Source organism: Pusillimonas sp. T2 (assembly GCF_002236805.1).
Lineage (GTDB): Bacteria > Pseudomonadota > Gammaproteobacteria > Burkholderiales > Burkholderiaceae_B > Neopusillimonas.
In genome coordinates this window covers 332,581-346,363 of the sequence record NZ_NIQA01000003.1, presented here as the reverse complement: position 1 = coordinate 346,363, position 13,783 = coordinate 332,581, and the positions used below count along the sequence as shown (strand labels likewise).

Annotated in this window: 11 protein-coding genes and 1 tRNA gene; 8 read left to right on the top strand and 4 right to left on the bottom strand. The window is 51.9% G+C overall.

The window, feature by feature from the left end:
- Positions 1–10: 10 nt before the first annotated feature.
- From parC to PuT2_RS07395, 7 genes are all read left to right on the top strand, one after another.
- Complete coding sequence (gene parC, locus PuT2_RS07420; protein WP_093970378.1) at positions 11–2,314, top strand: DNA topoisomerase IV subunit A; 2,304 nt, start codon at positions 11–13, stop codon at positions 2,312–2,314.
- 35 nt (positions 2,315–2,349) lie between these two features.
- Positions 2,350–3,390, top strand: a complete 1,041-nt coding sequence (locus PuT2_RS07415; protein ID WP_093970377.1) for a CDP-6-deoxy-delta-3,4-glucoseen reductase — start codon at positions 2,350–2,352, stop codon at positions 3,388–3,390.
- Between the two features lie 66 nt (positions 3,391–3,456).
- Positions 3,457–4,710, top strand: a complete 1,254-nt coding sequence (locus PuT2_RS07410) for a D-amino acid dehydrogenase (protein ID WP_093970376.1) — start codon at positions 3,457–3,459, stop codon at positions 4,708–4,710.
- Between the two features lie 7 nt (positions 4,711–4,717).
- Positions 4,718–6,034 (top strand): extracellular solute-binding protein, encoded by a 1,317-nt coding sequence (locus PuT2_RS07405; protein ID WP_093970375.1) that lies wholly within the window; start codon positions 4,718–4,720, stop codon positions 6,032–6,034.
- A gap of 158 nt (positions 6,035–6,192) precedes the next feature.
- Positions 6,193–6,269: transfer RNA gene (locus tag PuT2_RS07400), tRNA-Met, on the top strand.
- Positions 6,270–6,630: 361 nt separating this feature from the next.
- The gene (locus PuT2_RS16165; RefSeq protein WP_255416192.1) at positions 6,631–6,756 is read left to right on the top strand and encodes a hypothetical protein; all 126 of its coding nucleotides are present in this window, start codon (positions 6,631–6,633) and stop codon (positions 6,754–6,756) included.
- A gap of 498 nt (positions 6,757–7,254) precedes the next feature.
- The gene (locus PuT2_RS07395; protein ID WP_233574938.1) at positions 7,255–7,524 is read left to right on the top strand and encodes a hypothetical protein; all 270 of its coding nucleotides are present in this window, start codon (positions 7,255–7,257) and stop codon (positions 7,522–7,524) included.
- Positions 7,525–8,085: 561 nt separating this feature from the next.
- Here PuT2_RS07395 and PuT2_RS07385 read toward each other — a convergent pair.
- The gene (locus tag PuT2_RS07385; protein WP_093970374.1) at positions 8,086–8,802 is read right to left on the bottom strand and encodes a hypothetical protein; all 717 of its coding nucleotides are present in this window, start codon (positions 8,800–8,802) and stop codon (positions 8,086–8,088) included.
- A 125-nt stretch (positions 8,803–8,927) separates the two neighbouring features.
- Between PuT2_RS07385 and PuT2_RS16205 the strand changes: the two genes are divergently transcribed.
- A complete protein-coding gene (locus PuT2_RS16205; protein ID WP_370318051.1) occupies positions 8,928–9,260 on the top strand; it encodes a putative metallopeptidase in 333 nt (110 codons plus the stop codon).
- An 825-nt stretch (positions 9,261–10,085) separates the two neighbouring features.
- Here PuT2_RS16205 and PuT2_RS07380 read toward each other — a convergent pair.
- The 3 genes from PuT2_RS07380 to PuT2_RS07370 form a co-directional block, all read right to left on the bottom strand.
- Positions 10,086–11,009: a putative phage abortive infection protein gene (locus PuT2_RS07380; protein WP_093970373.1), complete on the bottom strand. Its 924-nt coding sequence runs from the start codon at positions 11,007–11,009 to the stop codon at positions 10,086–10,088.
- 284 nt (positions 11,010–11,293) lie between these two features.
- A complete protein-coding gene (locus PuT2_RS07375) occupies positions 11,294–13,069 on the bottom strand; it encodes an AAA family ATPase (RefSeq protein WP_093970372.1) in 1,776 nt (591 codons plus the stop codon).
- 108 nt (positions 13,070–13,177) lie between these two features.
- Positions 13,178–13,735, bottom strand: coding sequence for a hypothetical protein (locus PuT2_RS07370; protein WP_093970371.1), 558 nt, complete (start codon positions 13,733–13,735; stop codon positions 13,178–13,180).
- Between the last annotated feature and the right edge of the window lie 48 nt (positions 13,736–13,783).

The following is a 13,783-nucleotide window of genomic DNA, read 5'->3' as shown; positions in this document are numbered from 1 at the left end:
AACACTTTTTATGGACAACACTCAACCCGGCTTGTTTGACGGCGGCGACGACGGCGAACAGCTCACGCTGGGCCACTACGCCGAACAAGCCTATCTTGATTATGCGGTGTCGGTGGTGCGCGGGCGCGCTTTGCCCGAAGTAGCCGATGGGCAAAAGCCCGTGCAACGTCGTATTTTGTATGCCATGGATGCCATGGGGCTGGGGCCCAACGCCAAGCCGGTCAAGTCGGCGCGTGTGGTTGGCGATGTGCTGGGCAAGTATCACCCGCACGGCGATCAGGCTGCCTACGATGCCATGGTGCGTATGGCGCAAGACTTTTCCCTGCGCTACCCGCTTGTCGACGGGCAAGGCAATTTTGGTTCTCGCGATGGCGATAACGCCGCAGCCATGCGATACACCGAAGCACGTCTGACGCCGTTTTCAAAGGTGTTGCTCGACGAACTCGACGAGGGTACGGTCGATTTTGCGCCCAACTACGATGGTAGCCAGAAAGAGCCGCAATTGTTACCAGCGCGCTTGCCCGTCATGTTGCTTAACGGGGCTTCGGGTATTGCCGTAGGTATGGCCACCGAAATCCCGTCGCATAATTTGCGTGAGATCGCCCAGGCTTGCGTGGCTTTGTTGCGTAACCCCAAGCTCGACGACGATGAACTGATGGCACTGGTGCCGGGGCCCGATTTTGCCGGGGGCGCGCAAATTATTTCGTCTCCGGAAGACATCGCTGCGGTTTATCGCAGTGGCCGGGGCTCTTTGAAGGCCCGCGCGCGCTGGCAATTCGAGGACATGGCGCGTGGTCAGTGGCAACTGGTGGTGACTGAGTTGCCGCCGGGAACATCGGCCCAGAAAATTCTTGAAGAAATCGAAGACCGTACCAACCCGAAAGTAAAGGCGGGTAAAAAGAGCCTGACCACCGAGCAGCAGCAAACCAAGGCGCTTATGCTGAATTTGCTGGATGCGGTCCGCGACGAATCGGGTAAGCAGGCTGCTGTGCGATTGGTTTTCGAGCCCAAAAGCAGTCGCATCGATCGCGATGAGTTCGTCAACACCCTATTGGCGCAAACCAGCCTAGAAGGCAGCGCTTCAGTCAACCTGGTGTGTATTGGTACCGATGGGCGTCCAGGCCAGCGCGCATTGCGCGATGTGCTTGTCGAATGGTTGGGGTTCCGCACGCAAACCGTTACGCGTCGTACCCAGTTCCGCTTAGATAAGGTCACTGACCGTATCCATGTGCTTGAAGGGCGCATGGTGGTTTACCTGAATGTCGACGAGGTCATCCAGACCATTCGTGAGTCCGATGATCCGCGTGAGGCGCTGATGACCCGGTTCTCGCTAAGCGAGCGCCAGGCCGAAGATATTCTTGAAATGCGGTTGCGCCAGTTGGCGCGGCTGGAAGGTTTCAAAATAGAAAAAGAGCTTGCCGAGCAAAAAGAAGAGCAGGCCAAGCTGCAAGAGTTGCTGGCTAACCCGTCATCATTGAAGCGCTTGATTATTCGCGAAATTGAAGCCGATTCCAAACAGTATGGCGATGATCGTCGCACGCTAATTGAAACCGCCGAGCGGGCCGTGCTTGAAACTAAAGTGGTCGATGAGCCCGTCACCGTGATTATTTCCCAGAAAGGGTGGTTGCGGGCAAGGCAGGGGCACGGCCACGATCCCGCGCAGTTCAGCTTCAAAATGGGCGATGCCCTATACGATGCGATCGAGTGCCGTAGCACTGAGAACCTGATTGCGTTTTCTTCTACGGGCCGTGTGTATACAGTGCCAGTGTCCGCTTTGCCTTCGGCGCGTGGCGACGGCCAACCTATTACTGCGATGGTCGACATCGAGCAGGGCAGCCGGGTGGTGCATATGGTGGCCGGCCCCGACGCACAACGGTATTTTGTTGCCACGCAGTCGGGTTATGGTTTTATCGCCTCGTTAAAAGACATGAGCACGCGCCAGCGTGCAGGTAAGCAATTTGTCACGCTTGAAGACAAAGACGTCATGCTCAAGCCACTTGCTATTGCGTCTGGCAGCAGTCATTTGGCCATGCTGACGCGCAAAGGCCGTTTCCTGGTCGTAGGGCTTGAAGAGTTCAAGGTCTTGTCAGGTGGTGGCCGGGGAACAATTTTGATGGGGCTTGACGAGGGTGATACCCTAAGCCAGTGGGCGGCCATCGGGCCTGCGGGTGTTTGCGTCAGCGGGGTTTACCGTAACAAGCAAACCGATATCGTGCTCGACATACCGGCCTTGGCCGAATACGTGGGCAAGCGTGCGCGCAAGGGCAAGATGCTCGACGCGAAAGTCAAGCAGCCGCTTATTCGCCCGGCTTAAAATAGCGGGCTAACCTAATCTGTTTTTGTGTCGTCATGAGTTTCAAAGTTACCGTACAGCCGTCGAATCACGAGTTCTATGTCGAGCCTGGCAGCACCGTGCTCGATGGCGCGTTGGCGGCCGATATCATTTTGCCTTATAGCTGCCGTACCGGAGCGTGTTCTACATGCAAGGGGCGGGTGGTTTCGGGCTCCTTCGAGGCCGGGTCGTCGCCCGCACAAATGCTGTCGCCCGAAGAGTTGGCCGAAGGCTATACCCTGTTTTGTCAGGCAAAGCCTACGTCCGACCTGCTCATCGAGGCGCAAGAAATCCGCATGGCCAGTGATATCCAGATCCGCAAAATGCCATCGCGCGTCATGGGGTTGAATCGTATTCGCGACGACGTCATGGTCATTGATCTGCAGTTGCCGCCGGCGGAACCTTTCCGTTATTACGCGGGTCAGTACATAGAGTTCATTCTTAAAGACGGGCAACGACGCAGTTACTCCATGGCCAATCCGCCGTCCGAAAACAATCGTGTCGAGCTGCATGTTCGCCATATGCCGGGCGGTGTGTTTACTGATCATGTGTTCGGGGTCGGCGATACAGGCATGAAGATTCGCGAAATTTTGCGTATTGAAGGCCCGTTGGGTTCGTTCTTTTTACGAGAGGACACCGACAAGCCTATTGTGTTTCTGGCCAGCGGCACAGGTTTTGCGCCAGTTAAAGCCATGATCGAGCGCATGATGGCTACGGGCAACACACGCCCGGCCGTGTTGTACTGGGGCGGGCGACGTCCGGCCGATTTATACATGCACGAACTGGCTAACGGCTTCCAACAGGCGTTGCCGGGCTTTCGTTATGTGCCTGTTATTTCCGACGCCCAGCCCGAAGACCAGTGGGCGGGTCGTACAGGTTTTGTTCATCAGGCCGTGCAGCAAGACATCCCCGACTTGTCGGGTTATCAGGTTTACGCCTGCGGTGCGCCGGTTATGGTCGAATCGGCGCGTCGCGATTTTGTACGCGACAACGGTTTGCCCGAGGCCGAGTTTTACGCCGACGCCTTTACGTCGCAGGCCGATACGCACAAAGGCTAAGCGCTTGTTGCCCTTACGGGTGCGCGTCGTTTAAGGCCAACAGACTGTCATTCAAAGGTAAGCGTCATGAAAGTAGTGGTAATGGGCAGTGGCATTATTGGGATCTCTACGGCCTGGTGGCTGAATCAGGCGGGCCACGAGGTGGTGGTTATCGACCGCGAACCCGGGCCTGCCCAGGAAACCAGCCGCGCCAATGGCGGGCAAATTTCAGTGTCGTATGCCGAACCCTGGGCGAATCCGCAGGCCCCTCTAAAGTTACTCAAGTGGCTGATGTCCGACAACGCGCCTATGGTCTTTCGCCCGCAAGCCGATTGGCGCCAGTGGGCGTGGGGCTTGGCATTTTTACGCGAATGTCTGCCCAAACGCGTGCCGCAAAATATCCGGGCAATGGTCAGCCTGGCCGAGTACAGCTTACAAACCCTGCGCACGATGCGCGACGACCTTGATATCCATTACCATCACTTGTCGCGCGGTATTCTGAATATTTATCGCGACCCCGAACAGTTCGAGTCTTCGCAGACGGCGGCCAGCTATATGCGCGACTTTGGCGTTGATCGTCGAATAGTCAGCGTGGATGAAGTGCTGGCGCTTGAACCGGCACTTGAGCCGGCCATTCATGACATTGTGGGTGGCGATTACACGGCGACTGATGAAAGCGGCGACATTCATATGTTTGCCAGCGCCTTGGCTCGAAAAGCCCGTCATGCCGGTGTTGAATTCATGTTTTCAACCCAGGTTAACCGCCTGCGCGCCGAAGGCGGGCGCATTACGGGCGTAGAGGTGATTGATGCCGAAGGTGTTTTCCGTGAGGTGACGGCCGATGCCTATGTGGCGGCGCTGGGGGCATTTACGCCACACCTGGTCAACCCCGTGGGCGTACGGTGCCTGGTGTACCCGGCCAAAGGGTACTCGGCCACGTTTAAAATCATCAACCCTGACGCAGCCCCCGAAGTCAGCATCACCGATAGCGAGCACAAGGTCGTGTTCAGCCGTCTGGGCGATACCTTGCGTATGGCAGGTACCGCCGAATTGTCCGGCTATAGTCGTGCTTTAAACACAAATCGGTGTCAGAATATGGTGTCTCTGGCGAAGGGTCTATTCCCTTCCGCACTCGATTTTGATAACGTTCAGTTTTGGTCGGGCCTGCGCCCGTCTACCCCGTCTAATGTGCCACTTATCGGGCGTACAAAAATATCCAATTTGTACCTGAATACTGGTCACGGCACGCTGGGGTGGACGATGGGTGTCGGGTCTGGCAAGGTTCTTGCCGATATTATTTCAGGCCAAAAGCCCGAGCCTGATTTTCCCTTTTTAGGTTGATTCCGTTATGACGATACATCGGTTTTTTCGCGCGCCTGCTTCGTGGCGCGCGACAGCAGTTGCGGTTGCAGTATCTGTTTTGGGGGCGGGTTCAGCACACGCCGCAACAGACATCCAGGTGTGGTTTTCTTTAAATGAACATAACCACGAGGTGTTCGAAGACCTGGTCAAGAAATTCAATCGCGACCAAGACGATGTCAAGGTCAACCTGAAGTCTTTCAAGAGCCCCAAAGAAATTGAGCCCGAGCTGCTCAAGCAGGTGGGTGCTAAAGCCAAAACACCGCACCTGGTTCAAATCGACGATAATCGCGACCCCGAATCGCTGGCCAATCGCAACTACATCATGCCGTTGCATACGTTGTTGGCCAAGTACCCCATTAAAGACGCCAATTGGTTTGTCGCGCCGCAAAACCTAAGCATGCGCGACGCTAAAGGCCGCTTGCTGGCTTTCCCATACATGATCGATGTACCCGTCATGTATTACAACCACGAAGCCTTTAAAAAGGCCGGCTTGCAGCCCGCAGTGCCGGATCGTTCCTGGATGGGCCTGCAAGATCAGTTGGTCGAGCTGGCCAATAAGGCCACACGCTATTGCCCGGCAACCACCGACCAGTCGGTCTCGGTCAACCTTGAGAACCTGGCGGCTGTAAACAACCAGTTTTTTACAGCGGGTGACAACGGTACAAAAGGCGTGCCTTCGTTCTCATTCGACATCACGTTTGTGCGACATTTGTCGCTCATGATCAGCTGGGTGCGTACCGAGTTGCTGGTCAATCCGGGCGCCGACCCCAAAGCGATTGACCGCTTTGCCAACAACGAGTGCTCGATCCTGATGTCCGAGTCCAGCAATATGGGGCGGTTTATCGACACGCGCCCCCTGAGCTTCGGCGTTGTAGGCTTGCCGTATTACCCGCAGGTTACCAAGCAGCCCGGCAATCCATTTCTTGACGGTACGGGTTTGTGGGCAACGTCTGGTCACGCCGACGCCGAGAACAAAGCCACGGCACAGTTTCTGGCGTGGTTGACGCGCCCCGATAACGCAGCAACCTGGTACCAAAAAACGGGTTTCTTGCCGTTAACCCAGCAAGCATTTGCTGCAACGGGGGACGACTACTATAAAAACCTGGGCGACTGGAAGGGCCTTGTTGCGGTTTATGCCAAGCCACCGACACAAACCGCACGTGGATTCAAGATCAACAATTACCCCGAAATCCGCGAAATGTTCCATCGCAAATTGCAGGAAGCACTCCAGGGCAATAATCCGGCAGTAACGACTTTGACCGCAGCATCTTCCGAAGCGGCTCAAATCATGAAAAGCAAGTAATCAGGGCAGGGCACCTTAGGGTGCTGGCCCAGTATTGACACCCCCCGTTGTTTTGGCAGCGGGGGGTATTTTTTTGTATTTGATCTTTTTGCGTCAAATTTTATTGAGGTTCTTGCTTAGTAGTAAATTTTTATGCTATAGTTTTGGTCTTCAAGTGTGGCGCATTAGCTCAGCCGGTTAGAGCGACGGAATCATAATCCGCAGGTCCCCTGTTCGAATCAGGGATGCGCCACCAGAGTTTCCCCTTGTTTATCAAGACGCTAACGCCACCCTCGCCGGTGGCGTTTTTGTTTTCTGGTGTCCCGTGTGACCAAAACGTGACCGCGTTTGCGAAGGGTGCTAGGTGCGTGGTGTGCTTGGCGTCGGGTGTTTCGATAATCTCCGGTACCGACAGGCTGTTGTAAAAGCGTGTGCCCAGGTCGTAGCGTTTGACCGGCGCAAATGGGCCCGAATCGACCACGCCAACGTAATTCGACGTGTCGCTAGCATCTTTTTTGGTTTTCATAGGGTTATCCATTAGGTTATTCACAGTTTGTGTGGATAAGTTGGATTACTTCAGGCGGTGCATCTGTCGGCTAACAATTCCATCAGGCAGGTTGCTGTCTCCGATCGATTCAAGGAATGGCGTTTCGCCGCCGTTATTCGCCATCCCAGATCAGCGTAACCGCGACATCGATGGTTACATTGGCGCCATCAAGCATTACGTCGACGGCATTCGCTAAAGCGCTGGTCGTAGACGACAAAATTTTCAGACTTTGGACGCTGGATGACTGCCTAGATATCAAAGGTTAAGGCTTGGTTGTTGTGGAGATCGGTTGATGAATACCCGAATCAAGGCCCTGCCAAAAGAATTCAAGGCCAAGCCCCACCCGCTAGGGCAGGACATTAGCCAGGCACAGCCTTCGGTAAAAACAATGAAATGCATTGGAAACGGCCAGGAGCGCAAACACGGATTTGGAAGGGGTGCGTAATGGACTTGCCAAAATGGATGATGCGAGATCCGTCAGCCGTTGCCGAGCGCCTCGAGGAAATGCGCCAACGCCAAGTGGATCTATTCAAAGAAGGTCGATAAGCTGAGGCCGCGCGCAAGTTGAAAGCGTTGTTTAAGGAGTCGCCAGATGAGTCAGACAACAGGTAGAACACTGACTGCCGACGATATCCTCTGGCATTGGGTGCGCTGGTGCTGGTCAGGCGAGACCGTGGGGAATATGGCCAGGTAAGTGTCATGGGAAGACGATTACAGGCCCATCCAGATCGATCATGCGATGATCGTAGGGGGCATGCACAAGCGGCTTCCCCATCACGAGGGCATGGTCATTAGCGCCGAATTTCCTCAGAAGAAAGGCATGTTCGGCGGCTTGGCATCAGATGCCCGCCAATTGGCCGCACGCCGCTGGATCTACGTAATTACTGGCGTGAATTTGTCTGATAATGAATGCAAGTTGTACTTGGGCCTGTTCAAAGACCGCGTTCAAAGGAGGTTTGCTTGAAGTACGTGAAAGAGGTGATTGATCTGCTGGCGGCGTATCCCGGGCGTGAGTTCAGGATGATTCAGATTGTGTGCCATGTCGGTAATGGAGCTCCACGAACCCCAACCGAGCGCGACCGCCTTCGCAAGGGCATTATGAGGGTAATTGACTCATTGGAAGAGCAGGGCGTCGTTGTCCGTGTCGCTGAGACGGCCGCTCGTGGCTGTCATCATGCCTACACATGGAAAGTGAGACATGGAGCGCTTGGAAAGTGGGACGCCAAGTGTGACAATACGTCCAGGGCTATTGCGCCTTGAGAAAACCGACCCCGCACGTGGCGGGGTTTTTGCATTTGCACGGTGCTCGAGCGGTTTAAGGATGGCACCGCTACAAGATTCCGTGTGGCGCTGCAGCCTTTGCCCCCCCGGGCTCATTGATCTGGCTGGGGCTCATTCTTTTGTTGAGTCCAGTATGGGCCGAGACGCAAACATCGATTGCTGGGGCGGATGACCTTCATGCTGTCTTACAGCTACGCCCAGGAGCGCCTTACTCTTGGTTGTTGCGCCCACGGCGAGCCTCTGACTATGGTCGAGGGTCGGGATTAGAGCGTCGCGAAAGGGGCGGCGTTGGCGAATCCGGTGATGAGTTCGTACTTGTATGCTGTGGGACTAGGATGGCTGATTGGGGTTGGGGCTCTTTGGGCTTGATAGATGAAAACAGCATGGCACTGCCAGCTATTAGTGCTAAAAATGCGATGAGTTGCCACAAGAAATATTGAAATGGCAAGGTGAAACATGGGAGCTCGTCTACATCATCGCATCGTGCGTTGAAGCGTTTTGCGATCTTATTGGCAAGATTTCGAGGATGGTTCGCAAGAAGCTCTGTAGGGCCCAATAATACGAAAAGAGCGCCGCCAAGAACTATAAAGGCGTAGAGTCCATTTTCGTAAAACTCCGTCTTGAACCAGAGCATCGTCAATAGCCCATCTAGTTTTGGCTTGGCTAGGTGGATCCTGTCTTGAGCTAGTAGGGTTACTCCAGCCCCAATAGCTGCAGTGGTCGTAATGCGCAGATAGTTGGTGAGTTGATCGTGCCTGTCGATGGTTTTGTTAAAAAGAGCGATCCATACGTGTACGACCTGCTCTCGAACTGGCGCGGGTACGTCGTAGGTATCGCGCGATTCGCGAAAGAACCTCTTTCGATGGAGCGCAACACCTTTGGTAATTGCATACGCAATGCAGAAGAGAGAAATTGCGAGCAGAAACAGCGCAATACTTATCGCCCATTCATACGAGGTCATGGGGAATCACCAGAGCCTAGAATCCCTCGTTATAACGCTTCTGACTCGAGCGTAATGAAAAGAATAACAGGCTATCTGACGCGTAACTCCGCCACAAGGGGCGATTTTTCATTTGCGATGCAGAAATGACTACCAGGCGGTCGCATTTATCCGAGCATCTGCTTGAATCGCTTTATACGACTCTGCCGCCTGCACCAGATCTTGCTGATTGGGTAAAAGTCACGATCTTGGCTGATGACGGGCCATTGCATAACCCAGACCACGCTCACCTGATTGAAGCCGATTTTTGTTTTCTATGGGCTCTCGGGGCATTCAACGAGCAAGGCCGTACCGTAGTTGGCCAGGCCGAACAGGTGTTGTCTCGCGCCGGGGGGCGGGCAAAAAGCCCGCCAGCTAATCAAGCTTCGCGGGCTCTTTGTTCTTGTTCTGCAGGATCATCTTTACTCCCCTCCCACTGAGTATACGGATTTGCGGGGCGACTCTTTGACGCTCCCTCTTTTACCGCTGGCCTTGAGTTGCACATTGCGTTTGTCCTGACTCCATCTTGCGGCATGCGGTAGCGCCATTTCCGTCAAACTGAATTTGGGTGCGACCTGTCGATGTATTGGTATTGCTGTTACGTTGTGAGCGAGTAGTGCTGTTACGCATTTCCTGACTTTGCATTTGAGTGCGTAACGAATCTGCCTTTGCCTCTTGTTCCTTTCGCGTGGCGTCTGATAGGGCCCTATTGAATTTCTTGCTGAATTCAGAGTCTCGTGCGGACTTCTCCTGAGGTGATTGCTGAGCACTTGGTGCTGTCACGTTGTGTGACGAGTCGCCATTAGTCGTTCGTAGATTCTTGAAGTCGTCCCTAGAGAGTGAGTACTGCGCCTGAGCAACATTGCAGGCCTGAATACCAAGGCTGAGTAGCCCGATTAGGGCAAAATTTCTTGTATTCACGTGTTCTCCTATATTTACTCTTCCTCGGAATTTAACAAACACCTGTCCTTCGGGCGGCTTTTTACTGGAAAAGACAAATGAAGCAACCTGACTGGGGGCTATCGAACGCGCCTACCGTGCGGGTAGATCATCCCGGGCACGAGTTCAGGATGATTCAGATCTTGCGACATGTCTGTAATGGTACACAACGAACCCCAACCGAGCGCGATTGCCTTCGCAAACAATTGACTCGTTTGGAAGAGCAGGACGTCGTTGCCCGTGTTACTGAGACTGCCTTGTGTGGCTCCCGCCGTTCCTAAACATGGAAAGTGGGACGCCAAGTGTGGGGGGTACTTTTCGCCTTATTACAAAGCTTGAGGCTCATTTAAGGGCAGATATCTCAATATCTCGTATTGTTGCGGATCTAGGGCTGTCAACATTGAGTACTTGGATAGCAATTCACCAAATTTAGCGCCATCCTCGGTGAGTCCATTTGCATAAAGTATCAGAGCTTCGGCCTCTGTTAGGCGAGCTTTTATTATGCTTATGTAATGTTTTTTGTCTTTCTCACTGAGTAACTCATGTTGGTCAATCCACCGAACAAGCCCGTATAGCGTACGCAGCCCCACTCTAAGAGAGCCTAAGTCTGAATGGTATATGGCAAGCCAAGACGAAATGAAAATATTCTTGAGATTGGTTCTATGCGGCTCAGTATGTGGGTTAGGCGTAGATCGCAGGGCATCGTTAATGCATAGGTTACATCCTTGAGTGCCTAATACCTGCGCCATGCGTTTGAGCGCGTGGGTTGACGTCAAAACTTTTCCATGAGGGACTAAGGTAGGCTCAGGTGAATGAATCGTCGTTCCCCCGCTGAAGCTTATTTGATCGAGTGTTTTCTGATACTGACCAAGCCAAGTAAAAAACGATTGTTCGAACGATTGCTTCATTAGAATTTGGTTTTGCTCTGCAAGCTCTTTGGCGGATTGCGCTAAGTGTTCTCGCTGCTCTCGCAGTTCGGTTCTTTGCAGATTCAGTGTTATGACCAGTAAGACGATGGTCGCCAGTCCTACGATTGGCCCTATAGTCCCACCAAGGTAATCGCCGAACTGAGCCCAATATGCAGGATCTTTTGAAAGGGAGAATCCTTGCATGACGCCGAACCAAATGCCATAAGCAGATAGTGCCAAAATAAATGCGCCTATTACTAATTTGACATACGTAGTCGTGTCGGCTGTTAGTCCACCCATTTTCTCCGTACTGTTATCTTTTGTGTCTTTATCTGTTGACATCGTCTAGTCATCCATTGTTATGGGGCTGTAGTTTTCTGGGCACAATGGCTCTCTATTAGGTTGTGTCTCACCGAGTCAGTCTTAAAGTTGAAAGTCGCCCATGTCGGCTGAGTTCAGAGAGTATGGGCTTTACTTGATATCGGAAGTTGTCTGTATACGCATGACGACTTGGCCTTCGGGTCTATACCGCTCGGATTGAGCGCGACTGTGCGCACGGTCGATAGCGCGGCCCTCGATCAAGGGAAAAATCGTTCAACTGAGTCGTCAGCCGTATGACGATCAAATTACTCATTCGCATACTTGATCATTCGCACCAACTCATTAACCCTATCTTTCAAATCTAACATCGTAAAGTCAGGGGGAGACAGGCAGGCGTGCTTGGCAACTTTTATCTTATCCGCGTTCTCATTGATGCCAGCCGTTGAGCTTTTTCGAGATGTCGCACTTTTTTCAAAACGCAGGATGTGGTCGTATCTACCCGTCGCGCAAAGCTTGGAAAATGAGTCTCTATAAATGTTCTTTAGCGCGGACTGAATGATTTCGACGGGTATGTAGTTTTCTATCTCTCGGCCTTTTGTGACCCACGCAACACCCGGGCTCGTGTTGAATTCCTCGCATATTCGTTTTTTTGTATCGTTGATTTTCGATTGAGCGCTCTTTTTATCGCTATCAATAATAATGGCTAGGTTGCGGTTTAGTCGACGTAGTTTGATAAAGTCTTCGACCTCTTCATCGTTGGCAGAAAGATGACTCAAGAGGCGCCCGCCATAAAACATAATGGAGTAATGCAGTCCTTCTACTAGTTCAGGGGCAACAGCAGCGATCCAGTGCTTTAGGTAGATCCTATCTGACGGACCTTCTACCCAAATAATCGAGTTTGCCTGAACGATATCTGACGCACGGTAACCGAGGTCTGAGCAGATTCGGTATCGCTCTGAAGGGGTGGATGCTGGGCGCACAGTAGTCTGCCCATCAACAAGAGAAACGTGGAAAGTTGCTGCGCCAGGAGTGTCTATCAAAACGGCAGAGTGGGTAGCTATGAAGTATTGATTGGTAGTTTTGGCCGCCAAGTACTGCATGAGTTTTCGCTGGAGAGTAGGGTGAAGATGTATTTCGGGCTCTTCTATGCATACGATTTGATTCTTTGCCAAAGTGCAAAACGCAGCAAGCATGATGATTTCATGTATACCCGTTCCCAAGGAACTAAGCGGCAAAAGGCGGTCGTTCATATGCACAAGAATGTGCTCTCGATCATGAGGGATTTCTAACGTGGCACTCGGATCGCCGGTGACGCTGCGCAGAAAGTTATTTATCTGATCAAAGTCGACCTGTTTATGTCTTTCTAAGTGCCCCGGATTTTGAATTTCTGCCAGTTTATCGATTAAGCCTTTGCCTGATGTGTCCTCGTATTGCTCACCTTTGGCACCAATTTGTCGAATTGCGGGAATGTAGACTGATCTGGGTAGACTTAGACATTCTGATTGGAGTACTTGGGCAATCGATTCAGGAAGCCAGTTTTGATCAAATGTGCCACCGGTGTATGAGGGCCTGAAAATCTGCCAAATGGCTCTAGTGGCGTTGATAATTTCGGGCGCGGTATATTTTTGATTGTTCGTAATTTTCCCAGCTGCCACAAACCTTCTGGGATGGGCGCCGTACTGAATCCAGACGAATGATCCATCCGCAAGATTATCCGTGAATAGTCTTATATTTTCGGGTGATGCAAGATACTCGTTGCTATTCTTTTTCGCCTCTTGTCGGATCACTTCATGTATTTTTTTCTTGGGTAGGTACAAATCAAAGAGCACCGACTCTTGACTATGACCCAAGTGCGGGTCGTTTTGTTTCAGCATTTTCTTCGGGGTTCGCCCTATGCTAGAGCCTAGAGCTTGATGCGAGAAACAATCTAGTTGCTCAGCGATAAAAGCTAAAAAAGCTGACTTCCCGGAATTATTTGGCCCGACAAACAAATTTATTGTTGTAAATTCTTGTGCCTCTTGCCTTATTGGGCCTATGCCTCGGTAATTCGTAAGCGCTAAACCGTGAAGAAAGATGTTCATTATTAGTACCAGCTAGGTGTGAAATATCAAATGCCAGAAAAGAGTGCCGTTGGGTGTTTGTCGTTTGCCAAGAGAAAAGAGTAAGTCCTGTGCTATTAGAAGTGCTTGTTATGGGAGTAGCGCGATGATTAGGCATGAAATTCCCAAGCCTGTGCATGACAGTGAAAGAATCCCGGGGTAAAAATTCTTGCCAAGAGCGAACGCATGTCGCACTTCAAGTTTTTCGGCCGTTTGGTCAGTCATTGATTTCATTACCGCGGTCAAGTCCTCTTTGAACTTGTCAGCCAGCCCTGTGATTGGCATAAGAGATATCAAAAGCCCCAAGGTAAACGTAATTACAGCTGCTATAACAAAAGGAGTGTTGGCTTCTGGTATCGCTCCGCCAATCACAGCTACAGATCCAGCTACGCCGGCAATGTTTACGTTTCCTAGCATTTTTACTTGTTCCCGGAGAGTTTCGGAGGCTTGTTGGTAAACGACTTGCCATACTTGAAGTGTGCTTTCCTCGGTCTTCCTTACTTTAACGGGACGAGTGGCTAAGAACGATTTTCTGCGGGTTCTTTTATACCAGCCAGCCAACTTGATTGTGATGAGTGTTGTTGCGATCGTTGTGATCGTTGTGATCGTTGCGAAAATAATTAAAAAACTATCGTTGTAGTTAGTCATACAGTTTCTCTCCTTCCTAATATGACACTTTTATCATTCCGCGTGATG